Source organism: Paenibacillus barcinonensis, from assembly GCF_003217495.1.
Lineage (GTDB): Bacteria > Bacillota > Bacilli > Paenibacillales > Paenibacillaceae > Paenibacillus > Paenibacillus barcinonensis.
In genome coordinates this window covers 65,559-86,255 of sequence record NZ_QJSW01000003.1, presented here as the reverse complement: position 1 = coordinate 86,255, position 20,697 = coordinate 65,559, and the positions used below count along the sequence as shown (strand labels likewise).

The 20,697-nt window shown below is 45.6% G+C and carries 18 protein-coding genes; 17 read left to right on the top strand and 1 reads right to left on the bottom strand.

Features of this window, described 5'->3' with window-relative positions:
* The first annotated feature begins 4 nt into the window (after window positions 1-4).
* The 14 genes from DFQ00_RS06230 (at window position 5) to DFQ00_RS06165 (ending at window position 14,882) form a co-directional block, all read left to right on the top strand.
* Window positions 5-574 carry a DUF6470 family protein gene (locus tag DFQ00_RS06230; protein ID WP_110895552.1) on the top strand — a complete coding sequence of 190 codons (570 nt, stop codon included), beginning with the start codon at window positions 5-7 and terminating at the stop codon, window positions 572-574.
* A gap of 92 nt (window positions 575-666) precedes the next feature.
* Window positions 667-1,116, top strand: a complete 450-nt coding sequence (gene fliW, locus DFQ00_RS06225; protein ID WP_110895550.1) for a flagellar assembly protein FliW — start codon at window positions 667-669, stop codon at window positions 1,114-1,116.
* 1 nt (window position 1,117) lies between these two features.
* On the top strand, window positions 1,118-1,363 hold the full coding sequence (csrA, locus tag DFQ00_RS06220; protein WP_110895549.1) for a carbon storage regulator CsrA: 246 nt from the start codon (window positions 1,118-1,120) through the stop codon (window positions 1,361-1,363).
* A gap of 143 nt (window positions 1,364-1,506) precedes the next feature.
* Window positions 1,507-3,219, top strand: coding sequence for a flagellin N-terminal helical domain-containing protein (locus DFQ00_RS30090; RefSeq protein WP_110895546.1), 1,713 nt, complete (start codon window positions 1,507-1,509; stop codon window positions 3,217-3,219).
* 130 nt (window positions 3,220-3,349) lie between these two features.
* On the top strand, window positions 3,350-4,588 hold the full coding sequence (gene fliB / locus DFQ00_RS06210) for a flagellin lysine-N-methylase (RefSeq protein WP_110895544.1): 1,239 nt from the start codon (window positions 3,350-3,352) through the stop codon (window positions 4,586-4,588).
* A 125-nt stretch (window positions 4,589-4,713) separates the two neighbouring features.
* Window positions 4,714-5,100 carry a flagellar protein FlaG gene (locus DFQ00_RS06205; protein ID WP_110895542.1) on the top strand — a complete coding sequence of 129 codons (387 nt, stop codon included), beginning with the start codon at window positions 4,714-4,716 and terminating at the stop codon, window positions 5,098-5,100.
* Between the two features lie 20 nt (window positions 5,101-5,120).
* Window positions 5,121-6,998 carry a flagellar filament capping protein FliD gene (gene fliD / locus DFQ00_RS06200; RefSeq protein ID WP_110895540.1) on the top strand — a complete coding sequence of 626 codons (1,878 nt, stop codon included), beginning with the start codon at window positions 5,121-5,123 and terminating at the stop codon, window positions 6,996-6,998.
* Between the two features lie 25 nt (window positions 6,999-7,023).
* Window positions 7,024-7,404, top strand: a complete 381-nt coding sequence (fliS, locus tag DFQ00_RS06195) for a flagellar export chaperone FliS (RefSeq protein ID WP_110895538.1) — start codon at window positions 7,024-7,026, stop codon at window positions 7,402-7,404.
* 7 nt (window positions 7,405-7,411) lie between these two features.
* On the top strand, window positions 7,412-7,759 hold the full coding sequence (locus DFQ00_RS06190) for a flagellar protein FliT (protein ID WP_110895536.1): 348 nt from the start codon (window positions 7,412-7,414) through the stop codon (window positions 7,757-7,759).
* 278 nt (window positions 7,760-8,037) lie between these two features.
* A complete protein-coding gene (locus DFQ00_RS06185) occupies window positions 8,038-8,235 on the top strand; it encodes a cold shock domain-containing protein (RefSeq protein WP_024631599.1) in 198 nt (65 codons plus the stop codon).
* A gap of 453 nt (window positions 8,236-8,688) precedes the next feature.
* Window positions 8,689-9,249: a ribosome hibernation-promoting factor, HPF/YfiA family gene (gene hpf / locus DFQ00_RS06180; RefSeq protein ID WP_110895534.1), complete on the top strand. Its 561-nt coding sequence runs from the start codon at window positions 8,689-8,691 to the stop codon at window positions 9,247-9,249.
* A 721-nt stretch (window positions 9,250-9,970) separates the two neighbouring features.
* Complete coding sequence (gene secA / locus DFQ00_RS06175) at window positions 9,971-12,475, top strand: preprotein translocase subunit SecA (RefSeq protein ID WP_110895875.1); 2,505 nt, start codon at window positions 9,971-9,973, stop codon at window positions 12,473-12,475.
* A gap of 290 nt (window positions 12,476-12,765) precedes the next feature.
* Window positions 12,766-13,879 (top strand): peptide chain release factor 2 gene (gene prfB, locus DFQ00_RS06170; protein ID WP_110895532.1). Its coding sequence is split into 2 segments (ribosomal slippage): window positions 12,766-12,837 and window positions 12,839-13,879, totalling 1,113 coding nucleotides; the frame shifts between segments, so codons are not numbered across the junction.
* A gap of 94 nt (window positions 13,880-13,973) precedes the next feature.
* Entirely contained in the window at window positions 13,974-14,882 is a 909-nt protein-coding gene (locus DFQ00_RS06165) for a YitT family protein (RefSeq protein ID WP_110895531.1), read from the top strand.
* 125 nt (window positions 14,883-15,007) lie between these two features.
* On the opposite strand, the gene cls is transcribed toward DFQ00_RS06165, so the two are convergent.
* Complete coding sequence (gene cls, locus DFQ00_RS06160; protein WP_110895529.1) at window positions 15,008-16,456, bottom strand: cardiolipin synthase; 1,449 nt, start codon at window positions 16,454-16,456, stop codon at window positions 15,008-15,010.
* A gap of 325 nt (window positions 16,457-16,781) precedes the next feature.
* Between cls and argC the strand changes: the two genes are divergently transcribed.
* The 3 genes from argC (at window position 16,782) to argB (ending at window position 20,582) form a co-directional block, all read left to right on the top strand.
* Window positions 16,782-17,831 (top strand): N-acetyl-gamma-glutamyl-phosphate reductase, encoded by a 1,050-nt coding sequence (argC, locus tag DFQ00_RS06155; protein WP_110895527.1) that lies wholly within the window; start codon window positions 16,782-16,784, stop codon window positions 17,829-17,831.
* Window positions 17,832-17,979: 148 nt separating this feature from the next.
* Window positions 17,980-19,218: a bifunctional glutamate N-acetyltransferase/amino-acid acetyltransferase ArgJ gene (argJ, locus tag DFQ00_RS06150; RefSeq protein ID WP_146236132.1), complete on the top strand. Its 1,239-nt coding sequence runs from the start codon at window positions 17,980-17,982 to the stop codon at window positions 19,216-19,218.
* 581 nt (window positions 19,219-19,799) lie between these two features.
* Window positions 19,800-20,582: an acetylglutamate kinase gene (gene argB, locus DFQ00_RS06145; RefSeq protein WP_110895873.1), complete on the top strand. Its 783-nt coding sequence runs from the start codon at window positions 19,800-19,802 to the stop codon at window positions 20,580-20,582.
* Window positions 20,583-20,697: the final 115 nt, after the last annotated feature.

Genomic DNA, 20,697 nt, shown 5'->3' with positions numbered 1-20,697 from the left:
CAGTATGAATACTCTTCCTGTTGTTCAGATTAGAACTACACCTTCTATACTTAGTATTGACGCTGACCCCGGTCAGTTTTCATTACGTCAGCCCAAGGCTGATGTGCAGCTTCATACACGACCTGCCCAGTTGAAGGTTCAAAGCCATGCTCCAGAGCTGAATGTAGATCAATCCAGAGCGTTTGCAGCATACAACGGCGGAAATATGATTGATATGAATGCTCGAATATACTCGGGCATGCAGCAGATTTTTTTGCAAAATATTGCGAACCGTGTGCAGCAGGGCAATCAACTGGCCGAGATTCACAAGTCGGGCAATACCATCGCTAATATTATTGGGGAAGATTGGCAGGGAACCTCTTTTCCCGAGATGAGAGGGCCGGCATCCATAGATAACGTAGATATACGTTTCAATGTTCGTGCTCCGGAACTGGAGTATACACCAGCTGTTTCTGAAATGAATGTCACCATTAATCGGCCTGAGATCGAGTATCAAAGGGGTAAGCTGGACATTTATGTGAAGCAGTATGCATCGATTCAGTATACACCGCCTGCTATTGATATAGGAATGTAGACTAATATATAAGTAGAGCTGTAGACAGTCTTAAAGCAGACATCTACAGCTCTTTTTTTACGTAAAATCTTCGTGTGGGAGGCTTTGTTAATATGAATATGATTCAGACAAGCATGTGGGGAGAGATTGAAGTTCAGGAAGAGGATATATTCCACTTTCCTAAGGGACTTCCAGGATTTGAGGATGAGCATCAATTTGCATTGATCCCTTGGGAAGATACCCCTTTTGTTTACTTGCAATCGTTTCAAGAGCCTGAGCTTTCTTTTTTACTGGTTAATCCCTTCTTGTTTGCACCGGATTACAGCTTTGAACTGCCGGAAGCAGATCGGGAGGAGTTAGAGATTACAGATCAAGTACAAGTGTATTCTATGGTCACCATTCAGGAGCAAGTCAGCCAATCAACCATGAATTTACTGGCACCTGTAGTATTGAACCCAGAGAAAAGAACGGGGAAACAAGTGGTGCTTCATCAATCGGGTTATAAAACACGTTGTCTGATCTGGCCAGAAGAACAGTTGGAATCTGCAAAGGGTGGTGTATGAGATGTTAGTACTTTCACGGAAAAAAGGCGAGTCCATCATCATCCAGGATCAGATTGAGATTACAGTATTGGCAGTAGAGGGAGATACCGTGCGAATCGGCATTACTGCACCTAAACATATTGATATCTATCGTCAGGAAATCTACGCATCTATTCAAGAAGCTAACCGGGATTCTGCTGCACCGCTTGCCGCCAATGTGGAAGCATTTATGGAACGGCTTCGTAATTCTGTACCGAAAAAAGATTAAAAATATTCCAGTTTGCTATAAACAGTTGCAGACCTCCTGTCGATATATAATTTAGACGCTGCTTCGGCAGGGCGGCCGACCTTAATGTCGCGGCGTTTACCACAAGGATGTGGAACTAACTTATTTCAGGGAGGAAACACTCAATGATTATCAACCACAATATTGCGGCGTTGAACACTCACCGCCAACTGAGCACTAACACTGCTAACACTAACAAAAACATCGAAAAATTGTCTTCCGGTCTTCGCATCAACCGTGCTGGTGACGATGCTGCTGGTTTGGCAATTTCCGAAAAAATGCGCGGACAAATCCGTGGTTTGGACCAAGCTACTCGTAACGCTCAAGATGGTATCTCTTTGATCCAAACAGCTGAGGGTGCTTTGAACGAAACTCACTCCATCCTGCAACGTATGCGTGAGCTGGCAGTTCAATCTTCCAACGATACAAACACAACTCAAGACCGTTCCGAGCTTCAAAAAGAAATGAACCAACTGACTTCCGAGATCAACCGTATCGGTAACACTACTGAGTTCAATACTAAGAAATTGTTGAACGGTGATTTGTCTGAGAAATCTTTGGTTACTCCAGGAACTAGCACAACTACAACTGTAAGCTTGGCTAAAGGCCAAACAGTAGTTGTAGGTGACAACCCTGTATCATGGACTGGATCCCCACAAGCTAAATTTGATGTGAAATTCACAGGTACTGCAGATAACGGATTTGCCTGGGCTAACCTCAAACAAAACGTTCTCAATCAAGAACTTACCATTACTAAAGGTACAGATGGTAAATTTACTGTAGATATTACAGGAGCTACAGACGCTTCTGACAAAACGATCGCAGTTAATGCAGATGATGTTGCATATGATGCTACAACTAAAACATACAGCTATAACAACCACGGTGTATCCTTCTCCTTCACTCAAGAGCAGGCCACTGCATGGAAAGCTGGCGATGCTGTTAATATTGACTTGGATAAAGCAGCTGGAGTAACGGCAACTGCAGACGGAACTACTTTGGTAAGTGGTGGAGCAATCAGTACTGATTCCGGCATGCAAGGTTTCACCAATACTACGGGTGTGGCTTCAACGCTTTCGAATCTTGTAGTTGATGGGAATAGCAACCAATTGTTGGCTGACGCGTCAAAAGTTAAAATTGAGTGGGATGACACAAATTCTAAAGCTAAAGTTAGCTTCTTGAAAGCAGATGGCACATCTGTTTTGACAAGCACAGACTTCTCCCTGGTGAAAGGGAATACTCTCAACTACAATGCTAACGGCGTATCGTTTACAATGGCTATCGATGCTGGTGCTACAGGCCCGTTAACAGGTACCTTCGACCTTAAAATGGCTGACAAATCCGTTACGGATACAGTAGGTGATGTATTCGCTGATAAATCTGCATCTTTCCAAATCGGTGCGAATGAGCATCAATCCCTGACTTTGGGTGTAAATGATATGCGTGCTGCTGCACTGGGTATCGTTGGATCAGGCGCAGGCTTCTCTTCAGCGAACAACGTTACAGATGGAACGAACAACACTAACGCAGAAAAAGCACTTGACTTGACAAGCTCAACCAATGCTGCTAACGCGATTACTGTTGTAGACAAAGCGATTGCTTCTGTTTCCAGTGAGCGTTCCAAACTGGGTGCTGTTCAGAACCGTCTGGAGCACACAATCAACAACTTGGGAACTTCTTCCGAGAACCTGACTGCAGCGGAATCCCGTATCCGTGACGTAGACATGGCGAAAGAAATGATGTCCCAAACGAAAAACAATATCTTGGCACAAGCAGCTCAAGCGATGTTGGCTCAAGCGAACCAACAGCCACAAGGCGTTCTGCAATTGCTTCGTTAAGTTTAATCTCTTTCTGGAGGAATTGGTTATCCGATTCCTTCGGAAATTTAATGATTTGCAAGTTAAAATAGATATCTTCCATGTGAGGGTATCTATTTTTATTTACAAAAGGTGTATAAGGAGAGACTACATGACCGTTAAAAATAGAACGATTCTGGTGCCGGAATATATGCAGGATTTTGCTTGTATCGGATCTGCTTGTGAAGATTCATGTTGCATTGGCTGGAGAGTGGATATTGATCAGCAGACTTATAAAAAGTATGCTAAATCTCGTAATATTGAATTGAAGCCTTTATTTGATAAAAATGTATCCAGACATCGTTCAGAGCCGACTGTTCATCGGTACGCCAAAATCAATATGGACGAACAGGGGAGATGTGGTTTTCTTTCTGAAGAAAACTTATGCAAAATTCAGCTTGGTTTAGGAGAAGACTATTTGTCTAACGTATGCAGCAGTTATCCAAGAAGCATCAATAGTATTGATGGAGTGCTTGAGAAATCAACAACCTTATCCTGTCCTGAGGCAGCGCGACTTACATTACTGAAGCCGGAGGGAATCCAATTCAATGAAGTTGAAGAAGCACTGGACAATAAGGTGTGGGTTAATAAGCAAATCATTACGGATAATCCAAACGGGAAAAACAAATTAATTCCATATTTCTGGAATTTAAGAATATTTACGATTCAGGTTTTACAAAATCGCACGTATACATTAGCTGAGAGACTGATCGTTCTAGGTTTGTTCTATCAGAAAATTCAGTCTCAAGTTAATGAAGAGAATTATGATGCAATAGAGGATACGATTACCTTATATTCAAGTATGCTGGAAGACCCTGATACCAAAAATTCGTTAATGGATATACCGGTTAACAACATTGTGCAACTGAAGCTATCTAAAGAACTTATGGACTACCGTTTTGGACATGGAATAAAAAATGGCAGATACATGGAATGTGTTATAGAAACCCTGAACGGGATTATGTACACAGAGGACACTTCGGAGGAAGAAATTGCTGAACGTTATACAGCTGCGAGTGAGGAATTTTTTGCACCTTTTATGAAGGAACATGAGTACATTCTCGAAAATTACCTTGTAAATTATGTGTTCAAAAATCTGTTCCCATTTGGCAGAAGTCAAGTATTCGACGATTATGTGATGATGGTAGTACACTTCTCTATGATTAAATTACATTTGATCGGAATGTCAGGTTTTCATAAAGGTTTAACTACAGAGCTTGTAGTGAAACTTGTACAATCTTTTGCTAAGACCGTTGAGCATAACTCGAATTATTTGAATAACGTACTTGACCTACTCGAAAGCAATAATTTTAAATCCATGGCTTATATGTCGATCATGATTAAAAATTAAAACTAAAATGTTAAGACCTTGGACAATCCGAGGTCTTTTTATACATATTTTTCATATTGCTCTAATCAGAACGTTGAGAAAAACCGATATAAAAAGTAAATATGCAGCCGGAGGTAGTGGTGAAGATGAATGTACAGTTCTCATTATCCGCTAAAACGTCATCATCAGTTAGTCAACAGGGAGATTTATCTTCAGGAACTGAAGCACAACGAGCAGACTTGAATTCAGGCATGAATCAAGGCTTGAGCTTAAGCCAATTGGAGAAGCAGGGGACTCCCTTGTCCGTTGGTCAAGAGCAGTTAATCAGGACTATTGAAAACGCCGTAAAATCGCTCCAGGGCCCGCAGACAACATTGGATATTAGTATTCACGAAAAAACACATGAAATTATGGTCAAAGTACTTAATAAAGATACGGGTGAACTGATCCGGGAAATTCCTCCAGAGAAAACGCTAGATTTAGTTGCTAAGATGATGGAGCTTGCCGGGATTTTAGTTGATGAGAAGATATAATATAGATCTGGAGGTGCAGAATGGTTACACGTGTAAATGGCTTTTCAGGCATGGACATTGATAGTATGGTCAAGAGCATGATGGCCACCAAAAATCTCAGACTGGATCGATTGAACCAGGACAAACAGGTTTTGCAATGGCAGCGGGAGAGTTATCGTGATTTAAGCAGTAAATTGTATGATTTCCGTATTAATAAGCTCACTACGAAATACGGTAACTCCTCTGCACTGAACGCCAATAATTCTGTCGTTTCAGGTAATACGACAGCTGTGAAAGCAGTGGCAAGTGCTAGTGCAACTACCGCAGAAATGAAAGTTTCAGTGGAAAAGTTGGCAAGTGCAAAAACGCTTGAAACGAGCGGTTTAGGTCAAGGGATAAGCAGAAACACATTTCTTGCTAATCTTGATGGGGTTGAGCTGTCAGCAATGAATGAATCGGATCTTGAAGCTTACTTGAAAAAGGGTTTTGACATCACGATTAACGGAGTGAGCTTTAAGGACAAGGATGGTAATTCACTCTTTAACGGAAGAACAACGATTTCTTCGTTCATATCGACTGTTAATTCAAATTCACAAGCAGATGTTTTTGCGAGTTATGATGAGGCGACAGGTAAATTGTCACTAGCATCGCGTTCAGGTGGAGCTGCTGGAGATATCAAGGTAGAGACGCCATCAGGCAAGAACTCCTTGATCGCGCTCTTTTCCAAAAAGACAGTGATCGAAACGAATGGTGCTGGGGAGAATGTTACAGGTAATCAGACACTCGCCGATCTTCAGAAATTAAAAGATGGGAAAGATCCTGAGCCTGATGCACCCATGAAAGGCTATAGCTTCATGATTAATGGAGCGAGCTTTGTTTTTAATGAAACAGAAACGATATCCAGTGTTGTTAGTAAAATCAATAGTAGTACCCAAGCTGGAGTTGTGGCTGCATTTGATGATAAAGGTAAATTAACAATTACCGCTAATTCAGGTAATGAGATCAAGATGGGTGGGAATTCCTATGAGTTCCTTTCACTTTTCAAAGGTGCGGTTCCTTTCAAAGAGGATGCAAATGCCCTGAAGCAAGTAAAAGATGGTTTGGACGCGAAAGTTAAGGTGAATGGTCAAAGTTTGGAGAACATTAGAACAAACACATTTACAATTAATGGTGTACAACTGACGCTTCAGGAAGAGACTGATGTGGACAACCCAGTCATCATAAAGAATCAAACAGATCCGGATAAGGCATTAGAATCCATTAAAGGGTTCATAGATGACTATAATAATCTAATTAAATCCTTAAATAGCACAATCCGTGAAACCAAATATGCTGACTTCAAGCCACTTACGGACGAACAGAAAAAGGAAATGAAAGAGTCGGAAATTCTAACCTGGACCGACAAAGCCAAAAGCGGGTTGCTGAAGAACAATGACATCATCAAATCTTTGCTCTCTGACATGAGATCTATAATCTCAGAAAAATTAGGCCCTCTTAATTCTATTGGAATAACGACTGGTCTTTACTCAGAGAACGGAAAACTGGTTATTAAGGATGAGGCCAAATTAAAAACTGCACTAAGCTCGAATCCTCAGGCGGTTATTGACCTTTTTCAAGGCGCTGATAGTGCACCCAATGACGGGATTTTCGATAAACTGGCAGATAAAGCTTCTGTTGCCATTCAAAGAATATCTGATCGTTCAGGTACAAACCGGTTTACAACGGATGTCACAAGCACTTTCAGTGAAGAAAATCCGATGGGGAGACAATTAAAACAATACAACAGCCGTATTGCTTTAATGCAACGTAATATTGCAAGCACCGAAGATCGCTACTATAAGCAGTTTGCTGCTATGGAAAAAGCGATGTCACAGATGCAGTCACAGTCAGCCAGCTTACTAGCCAAATTAGGAAATTAATTTTATAGAATAAAGGGTGAGACTTTTGATCACTTCTCCATATGATAAATATCGTCAATCCTCTGTCCAGACTTCGAATCCGGCACAGTTAGTTATTATGTTGTATGACGGGGCTATTCGTTTTATCAAGACGGCTATTGCTGGAATACAGCAGCAAGATATTGAGAAAACTAATTTGAATCTGGGCAAGGCCCAGACCATCATAAGTGAATTGATGAGCACATTGGATCAGTCTTATGATGTTTCTAAAAATTTATTTTCCTTGTATGAGTATACTAATTATTTGCTCATTGAAGCGAACATTCAGCGAGATGAATCGAAGGCTGAAGAAGCGGTGGGTTATTTGTCAGAATTGCGTGAGACTTGGATACAGGCTTCCAAAATTGTAGCTAGTCAAGGAGAGTAATCTGCTAATGCTCATGGATAGAGCAACATGTATTAACCAATTGGGAAATTTGACTAAAAATACTTTGTCTAGTCTGTATAATCTGGATTTTGAACAGCTTGAAGCTTTTATCGAGGAGCGACAGGTGGTCGTGGATCAATTATTACAGCACTTTTCTGATACTCAGGCCAGTGAGCGAGAGAAGGAAGTTATTCAGCGTTTGGTAGAGCAAGATTCCGAGATTCTTGCACGGATGAACACACTTCGCCTGGAAGCCCAAGATTGGTTACACAAGCGTGGACAGGCGAAGGTGCAGCGAAATGCATATGAAGCAGGCTACACTCCTGACAGCTTTTTGATGGACAAAAGAAAATAAGGGCGAAGTTATAACCCCGCTGTGTTTGCCTTGATGAAATAGTCCAGGCTGACATAGAGGGGTTATATTCTATCATTACTGCAAAATAAGATTTATACATATTCTTCTACAAATTAATCGCCTATTCCTCAAAATTCTCAATTAATCTACAAAAAATACCAATAAAACATTTTCTTTACCAATTGACAATGGATAAGATTAGGTGATATCATCTGAATTGTGGGCTAGGGTCTTGGCCAGGGCTTCACTTCATTTGATGACGAAGGGAATGTTAGTGCATGCAAGGTAAAGTAAAATGGTTCAACGCAGAAAAAGGTTACGGTTTCATTGAGACTGAAGATGGCGGCGACGTATTCGTACACTTCTCCGCAATTCAATCCGAAGGCTTCAAAACTTTGGAAGAAGGTCAATCCGTAGAATTCGACATCGTCGAAGGCGCTCGTGGACCTCAAGCCGCTAACGTAATCAAATTATAATCATCCGGATAATCCGACCTACATATATGGTTAGATGGTTACCAAATTGAATTATCGCTAGCATCAGACTCCGGTGATCCGGGGTCTTTTTTTGTTTAGTTTAGCTCTTGGTAGAGCGTCACGAATTTCTTTCAAATGCACACTCGAAGGTGATCCAATGTCTACGCTAAGGAATGAATTTCTGCGGCTGTTACTACCACGCTAGAGAGCTCATTTTACATAACCGATTAGACTACCTCCAAAACGGTTAAATACATCATCAAGCGCCGGATATGCAGCCTGGGGACAATAAAAGATTTTGGCCGAAAATGGCGAAATATCACGAAATATGGCGTTAAACAGACATTGCCTGAGGTGGCTGGAGGAGATGTCATTATTCGGTCACCGGGAGTTTTTACATGACGCTTACATTCGTGGTATAATGAAGGTGCAAAGATAAAGGAGGAGTGCCCTATGAATTTGAGTATTCGAGGTCAACAAATCGAGGTTACTGAGGCTTTGAAAGATTATGTCGACAAAAAGTTGAGTAGACTCGAGAAGTATTTCGATGCACCCCTTACCTCTGATGGTGCTGTGACACTGAGCACGACAAGAGGCTTGCATAGAGTTGAGGTGACGATTCCTTTGAAGGGCTTTGTGCTCCGTGCGGAGGATGGAAGCGATGATATGTATGCATCCATTGATGCCGTTGTGGACAAGCTGGAACGTCAGATTCGCAAACATAAAACGAAAATTAACCGTAAATTCCGTCAGGAAGGCAGCCTGAAGACACTCTTCGTGGAAGATCCGTCAGGCACAGTAGCAACAGCCGAGCTCGACACGGATGCGGATGATGATCTGGAAGTTGTACGTACGAAACGCTTTATGCTGAAACCGATGGACGTGGAAGAAGCGATCCTGCAAATGAACATGGTAGGTCATAACTTTTTCGTATTCTCCAACATCGAGAATGAGGAAGTAAGCGTGGTTTACAAACGGAACGATGGCAAGTACGGCTTGATTGAGCAAGGTTAAGTCAGGCTGAGGACATCGCTTTAATCGAACAGCAACAACCCTGTATTGAATATAAGCAGGAGCTATGCTTCCTGAAAATGAACCTAACAAGAGCTTCCATCCTTTAAGGGATGGGGCTCTTTTGTGCGTAGCAGCTTTAATAGAATGGACATCGTTTGGAAATAAAATGATGAAACTATTAGGGGGGCTGCCGCGTCTAATAGAGTAGAAGATGGACAGCTTGAAATATCTTCCGTTAACTTCCATATTTCCCATTAATCGTCGCTTGAGCCTTGAGCTATCTCGGGAAATAAATGAGTCATCTTAGCACTTCTGCTAACGACTATGATTTTTTGCACTTAAACTCTCTTGATCGGGGGAGCAAAGTTCGAAGAAGTCCGATGTGGCGTGTTGCGGCGACCCTTACAAACTGTTACAATTTATGCAAAGAGAATCATTGTCCTGATGAAGAATTGTCAACGAATGATCGCTAATCATAATCAATGACAGGCACAGCACCATGAACATGATTCAATAAGCTTGAGCGTTGGCAATTATATAATAGAACCAGGCTCAAGTGAGTACCGAATCAGCTTCGTGAGAAACGATGCAAGCCTGGGGTTGATTCATCTATATTTTTATCTTGTTTGTCACCCCCGGGGACAATGGATGAATAATCCATGGATGGTGCCGCATGGCGGCAGCAGGGGGTCTATTCTGTTTTGCACGAAAGGGGTATACCATGTTAGGACTTGTCAAAAAGATCTTCGGAGACATGAACGAGCGTGATGTGAAACGTCTAATGAAGACGGTCGATGTAATCAATAAACTGGAACCGCAATTTCAGGCTTTGTCTGATGAGCAGTTGAAAGGAAAAACGGAGGAGTTCCGTGCCCGTATTGAAAAGGGAGAAACCACGGATGAGCTGCTTCCTGAAGCATTTGCAACCGTACGTGAGGCGTCACGCCGCGTGCTTGGCAAACGTCACTATGATGTACAGATGCTAGGCGGGATTGCACTGCATGAAGGCCGTATTTCCGAGATGAAGACGGGTGAAGGTAAAACGCTGGTAGGAACACTGCCAGTATATTTGAATGCATTGATGTCCAAAGGTGTACACGTAGTCACAGTTAATGACTATTTGGCTCAAAGGGATAGCCAGGAGATGGGGCAAATCTATGAATTCCTCGGCATGACGGTTGGGGTTAACCTGAGCGGCATGGATCATGCGCTGAAGCAGCATGCATATGCCTGTGATATTACGTACGGTACGAACAACGAATTCGGTTTTGACTACCTGCGTGACAATATGGTTCTGTACAAAGAGCAAATGGTACAGCGTCCATTGTTCTTCTGTATCATTGACGAAGTGGACTCCATTCTTGTCGATGAGGCACGTACACCACTGATTATTTCCGGACAAGCTCAGAAATCGACCGACCTGTATTATGCAGCGGATCGTTTCGTGAAGCGTCTGGTGCCGGAAGAGGACTTTACAGTCGATATCAAGGTGAAATCCGTAGCGCTGACAGAGGGTGGCGTAGCGAAAGCGGAGAAGGCCTTTGGCATCGAGAACTTGTATGATCATGCGAACGTGACGCTGAACCACCACATTGTGCAGGGTTTGAAAGCAAATGTGATTATGCGCCGTGACGTGGATTATGTTGTTACGGATGAAGAAGTCATGATCGTCGATGAGTTCACAGGACGTCTGATGGCTGGTCGTCGTTACAGCGATGGCTTGCACCAGGCGATTGAAGCGAAAGAGGGCATCGAGGTTCAGAACGAGAGCATGACGCTGGCAACGATTACGTTCCAGAACTACTTCCGGATGTACCGCAAGCTTGCGGGTATGACAGGTACAGCGAAGACAGAGGAAGAAGAGTTCAAGAAAATCTACGGCCTTGAAGTGCTGCAGATCCCGACCAACCGTCCGAACAAACGGAATGATATGGCGGATGTGGTGTATAAAAGCATTGATGGCAAGTTCAAAGCGGTTGTAGAAGAAATCGTGGAGCGTCACAGCAAAAACCAGCCGGTGCTGGTGGGTACAGTATCCATCGAGAACTCGGAGCGTCTGTCAGACATGCTGAAGCGTCGCGGTATCAGACACCAGGTCTTGAACGCGAAGTTTCATGCAGAAGAAGCTGAAATTATCTCCGGTGCAGGTCAAGCGGGTGCAGTAACTATTGCAACGAACATGGCTGGACGGGGTACAGATATTATTTTGGGTGAAGGTGTTGCTGAAGTTGGCGGCCTTCATATCATTGGTACAGAGCGTCACGAATCACGCCGGATCGACAACCAGCTCCGCGGTCGTGCGGGACGTCAAGGTGACCCGGGCTCTACACAGTTCTATCTGTCTTTGGGCGATGAATTGATGAAACGCTTTGGTGCAGACAACGTGCTGAACATGATGGAGCGTCTTGGTTTTGAAGAAGATCAGCCAATCGAAAGCCGTATGATCACGCGTGCTGTAGAATCAGCACAGAAGCGTGTTGAGGGCAACAACTTTGACGTACGTAAAGTAGTCCTTCAATATGACGATGTTATGAACCAGCAGCGTGAGATTATCTACAAACAGCGTCGTGAGGTGCTGGAGTCCGAAAATATTAAACAGATCGTTATGGATATGATCAAGCCATCCATTGAACGCATCGTTGGAGCACATTGCAGTGACGAAATTCCTGAGAACTGGGAGCTGCAGGAAGTTGCGGATTATATGAACAGCAAGCTTTTGGATGATGGCTCCATTACCAAAGATGAGCTGTGGGGTAAAGAAGCCGAAGAAATCATCGAGTATCTGTTCGAGAAAGTACAGAACAAATACAATGCTCGCGAAGAGCGTATTGGTGAAGAAATGGTTCGTGAGTTCGAGAAGGTGGTCGTGCTTCGCGCAGTAGACAGCAAGTGGATGGACCACATTGATGCAATGGATCAATTGCGTCAAGGTATCCACCTTCGTGCATACGGCGGTACAGACCCGCTTCGTGAGTACCAGTTCGAAGGGTTCGAGATGTTCCACGAGATGATCTCTTCCATTCAGGAGGAAGTGGCAACGTACGTGATGAAAGCACAGATCGAAAGCAACCAGGAGCGTCAAGCGGTTGTGGACGAGAGCCAGATCTCGACAAGCGGTGAACCTGCGGAGAAACGTCCAGTGAGAGTATCCGACCAGATTGGTCGTAATGACCCTTGCCCTTGCGGCAGCGGCAAAAAGTTCAAGCATTGCCACGGTCAAGAGTAGTATCTTGTCTCATTTTTTTCATCGAGGTACAACAAGTAAGATCATCTAGTCCAATGTATATCGTTTGACTTATACGGCTCCTTGCAGCCGGGGGTTCAATAGGATAAAGTGGAGGATGCATATCCGATAACTGGTGCATATGAATAGTCATATGACGCTGAGTGAAGTCTGACGCGCCTGCTGGCAACAGTATGTGCAAGGCTTGCGGTATAATGCATCTGAAGTTTAATCCTGATTATTGAAGCTCCCGGCATGCGGGGAGCTTATCTTAATGAAAAGAGGAATTGCACATGATTGATCCAAGCGTGAAGCAGGACCTGCGTGAAATAGGCAAGAAATTAACAAACCTTAGGGGGTCTCTTTGACTTAGATCTCAAGCAAGAGATGATTGAGAACTTCGAAGAGAAAATGTCCGCTCCCGATTTTTGGGATGACAATGAGAAGGCGCAAGCTCTCATCGCCGAGATGAATGCGGTAAAAGGATCGGTAGACCATTACATTAAGCTGCAACAGGATTATGATGATGCGTTGATGATGGCTGAACTGGCAGATGAAGAAGGCGATGAGGAGCTGGCTGCCGAGATTGGCAACAGCGTGGCCGCCATTGTAAGCAAGGTAGAAGAGTTCGAGCTGCAGCTCCTTCTGAATCAGCCATATGACAAAATGAATGCGATTCTGGAGCTTCATCCGGGCGCAGGCGGTACCGAGTCGCAGGACTGGGGACAGATGCTGCTGCGGATGTACACGCGTTGGTCCGAGAAACGCGGCTTCAAGGTTGAGGTGCTGGATTACCTTCCAGGCGACGAGGCAGGCATCAAAAGCGTGACCTTGTCCATCAAGGGATATAACGCCTATGGTTATCTGAAGGCAGAGAAGGGAGTTCACCGTCTGGTACGGATTTCTCCTTTTGACTCATCAGGTCGCAGACATACCTCCTTCGTATCCTGTGATGTGGTGCCGGAGATTGATGATACCATCGAGATTGATATTCGCACCGAGGACCTCAAGATTGATACCTATCGCGCGAGCGGTGCAGGTGGACAACACATTAATACCACGGACTCAGCCGTACGGATTACACATATCCCGACGGGAGTGGTTGTCACCTGTCAGAACGAACGTTCACAGATCAAAAACCGCGAGCGTGCGATGACGATGCTCCGTTCGAAATTGTATGAGCGCAAAATTGAAGAGCAGCAAAAACAACTGGATGAAATCCGAGGGGATCAGTCGGATATTTCATGGGGAAGCCAGATTCGCTCCTATGTATTCCATCCCTATAGTATGGTAAAGGATCACCGTACAAGCGTAGAGACAGGAAATACTGGAGCAGTTATGGACGGCGACCTCGATGCATTCATCGACGGTTATTTGCGTAGCCAAATTAAAGTAGAAGCCGATTAATCAAAGTTCCTGTATGGACCCGTGTGCTCATGCGCATGCTGGTGTATACAGGAGCTTTTTTTTGATCAATTATATAAAAGGAGAGCACGACATCATGCAAGAGCAACAACAATCATACCCTCAACGTAAAAAGAGGTTAGCTACCTCCATTCCCCTGAACGGGCCGTGGCGGAACGTCATGGATACCTTGTTCATTATTGTAGGCTCGTTTTTGATTGCGGTGGCCTTCAATTTATTTTTGCTTCCCAATCAGATCGCTTCCGGTGGAGTATCCGGGTTATCCATTCTGGGGCATGAGTGGTTCGGATGGGAACCGGCGTATACCCAATGGGCCATTAATATACCGCTACTCATTGCGGGTTTTCTACTTATCGGCAAGCAGTACGGAGTTCGTTCAATCCTCGGAAGCATCGTCCTTCCACTTTTTGTGTATCTGACGAGTCACTGGGCGATACCAACCACTAATCCGCTGCTTGCTTCATTATACGGGGGCATCGGCGTGGGGCTGGGCATCGGCATTGTGTACCGGGGGAGAGGTTCAACGGGAGGCATGAGCATTCTGGCACGAATCGTGCAGAAGTACAGTGGACTCAGTTACTCCGTATGCGTCGTAATCATGGATGCGACCGTCATTATTATGGCAGCGTTTGTACTGTCGCTAGAGCAGTCATTGTACGCGTTGATCGGGTTGTATGTTACTGGTAAAGTGATTGATACGATCGAGATGGGGCTGGGGTATTCCAAGGTGGCGTACATTATCTCGAACCAGACTGAAGCAATTACAAAGGTTATTCTGGCTGATCTGGATCGCGGTCTGACCAAGCTGGAGGCGAAGGGTGGATATACGGATGATCAGCGAACTGTGCTGATGGTGGTCGTTGGGCAAAGTGAAGTACCACGACTGAAAGCGTTGATCCGATCCGTAGACCCGGACGCTTTTGTCATTATCAGCCATGCACAAGAAGTGCTTGGGGAAGGATTCAAGCGCGGTGAGCATATTTGAAATCTGAGCGGATGTAGAACATGATACAACAAAAAAAGCAGATCCTCTTTCCCCGGATAACGGGGCGGGGGAATCTGCTTTTTGATTTCTCTTCATATGTTGGGGAGCAAATCCCTCTGTCACGTTTACAGAAGAGGTGACAACAGACGCGATACAGCCTCTTTAAAACGAATGAGCAGACTACGCTTCTGATACTCCTCAGGCGTGAACTCACGGGATACTTTCAGATCATGCTCGAAGGTTTGCACAAGCGCGGTAGCGATCGTTTCATCATACACGAAGGCATTAACCTCGAAGTTTAAGCGGAAGCTGCGATAGTCTATATTGGCGGTTCCGACGGAAGCGACCAGACTGTCGATGATCAGTATTTTGGCGTGGATAAAACCATTATCATAGATGAACGCTTTGGCCCCTACTTTTAACAGCTCTCCAATGTAAGACAGCGTGGCCCAATATACGAAGGCGTGATCCGGTTTGTTCGGAATCATAATACGTACATCAATGCCGGATAAACATGCAAGGCGAAGCGCTTCAAAGACGCTGGCATCCGGAATGAAATATGGCGTTTGAATAATAATCGAATGTTTGGCATTATTGATCATTTTCAGATAACTGTTTTTGATATGCTCCGTTTCGGCGTCCGGTCCACTGGAAACAATCTGCATCGCGGTCTTGCCTGAGCCTTCTATTTGAGGAAAATGGGCAGGGATATAAGGTGTGTCATGCTGCTTGGAGGCTTCGTTCCAGTCCAGCAGGAAACGGGTTTGCAGCGCATGCACCGCATTGCCTCGTATCCGAAGATGGGTGTCGCGCCAGTAGCCAAATTTCGAATTCAGGCCGAGATACTCATCGCCGACGTTGAACCCGCCTGTATACCCGAGATTACCATCAATGATGACAATTTTGCGGTGGTTGCGGTAGTTCATCCGCAGGTTGATCAGACTGAATTTGGATGGGAAAAAGACCTCCACCAGCCCGCCCGCTTCGCGCAGCTCTTTAAAGAAGCGACTCGTGACCCGCCGTGAACCCAGTGCGTCATAGAGCAGACGTACCTTCACGCCTTCGCGTGCCTTGCGGATCAGAGCATCCCGAATGCGTTTGCCAAGGCTATCCCCGCGGTAGATGTAATACTGCACATGCACATGGTCCTGTGCTGCCTCAATATCATCCAGAAGCCGTTGGAATTTGAGGTGACCGTCGGTCAGAATCTCCACCTCATTATCTTCGGTGAGCAATGCACCGTTTTGCTTGAGGTTCATGTAGATCATGTCCTGGCTGCTCTCGGTGGCCTTGTTATGGAACGGCGTCCGGTTATCCTGCAATTGCTCCAGTTGGGACGCTATGCGTTCCTCCAGACCCAGCTTCTTGCGTTCTTTCCATTGAAAAAGCCGGTATCTCGTCAGATTCTGTCCCGTTAGCAGATATAGGATGAAGCCCAGTACCGGGATGAAGTTCAATACAAGCAGCCACGCCCAAGATGAACTGGCATCTTTGCGCTCGAAGAATATAACAGCTGCTGCAAAAATAATATTCAGGCCGAGGAGTATAACAAGTAAGATGGATTCAATATGCACTTTAGTCCTCCGTGTCTATTAATGACTTCTCAGGGTCTGTTCCATACCATATAACCTTGCATAACAAGGTGTGCATTTGAACAAGACTCCTATGTAATGTTTCCTGCTATTATGTATTTTAACAGAAGAAATCAGGTTCGTCCCTACAGTAAAAAAGATATCGTTCGGATTTCTTGGAAATCCGTGTTAAATTGATGATAGAGTGTTGTATTTATATAACTAGAGTCGTATAATAATACACAAATATGCATAGAAGCGACGGAAATGCTGTGTGAAGCATGAGCATGGCACAAGTAGCGCATACATGAGGATTGGGGGAGCGAGAGTGAATAACAAATTAAGAGTGGCAATCGTCGGTTCCACCGGCTACGGCGGGGTGGAGCTGATTCGTTTTTTCCAGAATCACCCGCAGGTTGAAATTACATCGGTAATCTCTTCATCCAGCAGTGGGGAGTCCATCGCAGATGGATTTCCACATTTAACGGAAGTGATTCGCAGGCCGCTGGACGGCGTTGATCCGGCGGAGATTGCAACCCGTGCAGATCTGGTGTTCACCGCGACCCCATCCGGCGTAAGCGCGAAGCTCGTACCAAGCTTGCTGGAAGCCGGGCTGAAGGTTATCGACCTGTCCGGTGATTTCCGCTTGAAGGATGGATCGGTCTACGAGCATTGGTACAAACATCCTGCGCCATCGGCTGATTTGCTGGAACGGGCAGTATACGGTATGGCTGAGGTGTATGGGGATGAAGTGAAGGGCAAGGATTTTATATCCAACCCGGGCTGTTATCCGACAGCAACGCTGCTGGGTCTGATTCCTGCGGTGGAGGCAGGCTGGATTGATCCATCGACGATCATCATTGACGCTAAATCAGGTGTATCCGGTGCAGGGCGTGGAACGAGCCTGACCAGTCATTATGCCGAGATGAATGAGAATTTCAAAGCGTACAAACTGAATAAACATCAGCACATCCCTGAGATCGAGCAGATTCTTGGCAACATTACCGGAAGCCCGGTAACCGTAACATTCACAACACATCTTGTGCCGATGACCCGCGGGATCATGAGCACGATGTATGCGAAGCTAACAGGGGAGCACAGCGACCGGGAGATTGTTGATTTATACCGTAAATATTATGAAAACAGACCTTTCGTCCGTGTGCGTGAACCGGGCATCTGGCCTTCAACCAAAGAGGTATATGGATCTAACTATTGTGATATCGGATTTTCGGTGGACCCGCGTACAGGGCGCTTGACCATTATTTCGGTCATCGACAACCTGGTGAAGGGTGCATCCGGGCAAGCGATTCAAAATATGAACCTGATGATGGGATGGGAGGAAAACCTCGGGCTGAACATGACACCAGTGTACCCTTAACAACATGTGACTGATGAACACCGCAGGGGGAAGTGCGAAGAAGCGGTGTCTCATCTGGCGGTCATACAGTAATGGGTAGAGGTCGGACGGTTTCAGTTGAAGCAGGCGGTTGATCAGCATGTGGCTGAACGCATACGGGGGATATGATATGGGAACAAACGTGGAGCAACAGGCTTTTACCATCGTTGAGAATGGAACAATTGTAACACCAGCCGGATTTACGGTGGGTGGATTGCACTGTGGATTGAAAAAAACGTCACGCAATGACATTGGAGCTATCCGCTGTGATATTCCTGCGACAGCTGCGGCGGTATACACAACCAATGTGTTTCAAGCAGCACCGCTCAAAGTCACGCGGGAAAGCTTGAGCAACGGGCGGTTGCAGGCCGTGGTTGTGAACAGCGGCAACGCGAATGCGTGCACAGGCAAGCAGGGTGAGGACGATGCTTATGCGATGCGTGCGGCAGCGGCTCGTGAGCTGGGTGTAGCAGAAGAGGATGTAGCTGTGGCTTCCACAGGTGTCATTGGTGAGTTGCTGAAGATGGATGCGGTGCATTCAGGCATCAAGGCGCTGCCGGAGCAGATGGGCAAGGAAGCGAACGAGGCTGAACAATTTTCACAGGCGATTCTGACTACGGATTTGGTGAAAAAGGAAGCTTGCGTCTCCGTCGTTGTCGGCGGCAAGACGGTAACGATTGCAGGAGCGGCCAAAGGCTCGGGGATGATTCATCCGAATATGGCCACCATGCTGGCGTTTATGACCTCAGACGCGGTCATCGGCGCAGAAGCGTTGCAGCGCCTGCTGCGCCAGGCGACCAACCATACATTCAACATGATTACCGTAGACGGAGATACGAGCACCAATGACATGCTGGTAGCGATGTCCAGCGGTTATGCAGGCAATGAAGAATTGACCATGGAGCACCCGGATTGGGATGCATTTGCTGCCGGCTTCACATATGTGTGCCAAGTGCTTGCTAAAGCCATTGCGCGGGACGGTGAAGGGGCAACCAAGCTGGTTGAAGTGGAAGTGACGGGTGCGGTTAGCGATGAGTCTGCTCAAGCGATTGCCAAGACGGTCATCGGCTCAAGCCTCGTGAAATCAGCGATGTTTGGTGCTGACGCCAACTGGGGCCGGATTATTGCCGCTGTGGGCCGTGCAGGCCAGCCGGTGAACCCGGACACCGTGGATATTCGTCTGGGAGATATCTCTGTGCTTGCACAGTCACGTCCGGTAGTATTTGACGAAGAAGCGGCGCTGGCCTACTTGCAGACCGATACGGTGCGCATTGTAGTGGACCTGCATCACGGTCAAGGACACGCAGTTGCTTGGGGATGCGACCTGACGTACGACTATGTACGCATTAACGCGGCATACCGCACGTAAATAGACGCTTGGGCCATTGATTTGTATATTTGATCTTCATCCATGATTTATTCTAATGATATGAATCTTTTGCTGTGGTTCTATTAAGGTCGTCTCAATGGGACGAAGTGATTCATTTAAAGTTACTCAATTAATCTGCTTTCAATTCAGCTTTTTTAGTTCCATTTACTATGATTTGAAACTTCCTTCAAATGAAATCACATAGACCAGAATCTTTTGATCTTTTTGCAGCTTGATCTTTGGAAAGCTGCGTACCATCATAGATGTAAAAAATGATCTATAAGAATTGAACTTTAAAAAATAACAATAGACGACTGTAGTGGAAGAGGCGGAATCGGATTCTGTAGAAGCGGAGCGTTCGCATTTGTCTCCGGGTTTTCCCTTTGGAGAAGGGAATCCTAAAAAAACTGGAGGCAACGGCGATCGAAGGAACGATCCGAATCTGGAACGGCCCATGTCGTCTACAATGAATTGTTTTAAGTGTTAAGCCTTATATCATCGTTCGACGAAAGGAGCCTTGCCTCTTGAATTCTACATTGCCGAATGGCGGTATTGCAGCGGAGACGGGTACGGAGAAGCAGATGTTTGTTATGAAATGTGGAGGCAGCACACTGGCTGCACTGCCTGAATCCTTTTTTGCAGATCTTCGTGACCTGCAGTCTCAAGGAAATGGCCCGGTGATCGTTCACGGTGGTGGACCCGCCATCTCTGATAATCTGGCGAAGCTGGGGATCGAAACGGAATTTGTTAACGGTTTGCGCAAGACGACCGAGCCTGTGCTGGATGTCGTAGAGATGGTGCTGGCAGGCAGCATTAACAAACAGATCGTACGTCTGATTCAGCGTGTGGGCGGTCAGGCTTTGGGCGTGTCCGGGGTAGACGGTGGTCTGATTCAGGCGAAGCCAGTAACAAACCACGCTGAGATCGGCTGGGTAGGCGATGTGACCAGTGTCAAAGCAGAGATTATTCAAGGTATTGTAAATATGGGTTACATGCCTGTTATCGCACCTGTAGGTGTAGACGCCAACGGTCAGCGCTACAACATTAACGCAGATACTGCGGCAGGGGCTGTAGCTTCACATCTTGGCGTAAGCCGAATGATCGTCGTAACGGACGTACCAGGCATTATGAAGACCGTTGGCGGCGAGAAAAAGGTGCTGCCATCTGTATCCGTACAGGAGATCGAGGATATGATCCAGACAGGCGAAATCTACGGGGGCATGATCCCGAAGGTACGCGCAGCCATTGCTTGCATCCATGGCGATGTGCGCGAGGTAATCATCGTGGACGGCAGCGAGCCGCAGATTCTGAGCCGAGTGCTTGGCGGAGAGACGATCGGTACCCGAATTATTCGAATGCAGTAGGACAAAACACGAAATTCAGATTTTAGGTTTTTAATTATATAAAAAAGAATTTGTACACGACTTTTGTGAGTCTGGTTCATAACACAATTAACGAAGAGTTGAGTAAAGCTCTGAA

Excerpts from the sequence above, each read along its gene's own strand:
- DFQ00_RS30090 (WP_110895546.1), top strand. The coding sequence starts at position 1,507 with ATGATTATCAACCACAATATTGCGGCGTTGAACACTCACCGCCAACTG.
- argJ (WP_146236132.1), top strand. The coding sequence starts at position 17,980 with ATGGGAACAAACGTGGAGCAACAGGCTTTTACCATCGTTGAGAATGGA.
- csrA (WP_110895549.1), top strand. The coding sequence starts at position 1,118 with ATGTTAGTACTTTCACGGAAAAAAGGCGAGTCCATCATCATCCAGGAT.
- secA (WP_110895875.1), top strand. The coding sequence starts at position 9,971 with ATGTTAGGACTTGTCAAAAAGATCTTCGGAGACATGAACGAGCGTGAT.
- hpf (WP_110895534.1), top strand. The coding sequence starts at position 8,689 with ATGAATTTGAGTATTCGAGGTCAACAAATCGAGGTTACTGAGGCTTTG.
- DFQ00_RS06185 (WP_024631599.1), top strand. The coding sequence starts at position 8,038 with ATGCAAGGTAAAGTAAAATGGTTCAACGCAGAAAAAGGTTACGGTTTC.
- DFQ00_RS06205 (WP_110895542.1), top strand. The coding sequence starts at position 4,714 with ATGAATGTACAGTTCTCATTATCCGCTAAAACGTCATCATCAGTTAGT.
- fliB (WP_110895544.1), top strand. The coding sequence starts at position 3,350 with ATGACCGTTAAAAATAGAACGATTCTGGTGCCGGAATATATGCAGGAT.
- argB (WP_110895873.1), top strand. The coding sequence starts at position 19,800 with ATGTTTGTTATGAAATGTGGAGGCAGCACACTGGCTGCACTGCCTGAA.
- fliW (WP_110895550.1), top strand. The coding sequence starts at position 667 with ATGAATATGATTCAGACAAGCATGTGGGGAGAGATTGAAGTTCAGGAA.
- DFQ00_RS06165 (WP_110895531.1), top strand. The coding sequence starts at position 13,974 with ATGCAAGAGCAACAACAATCATACCCTCAACGTAAAAAGAGGTTAGCT.
- DFQ00_RS06190 (WP_110895536.1), top strand. The coding sequence starts at position 7,412 with ATGCTCATGGATAGAGCAACATGTATTAACCAATTGGGAAATTTGACT.
- DFQ00_RS06230 (WP_110895552.1), top strand. The coding sequence starts at position 5 with ATGAATACTCTTCCTGTTGTTCAGATTAGAACTACACCTTCTATACTT.
- fliD (WP_110895540.1), top strand. The coding sequence starts at position 5,121 with ATGGTTACACGTGTAAATGGCTTTTCAGGCATGGACATTGATAGTATG.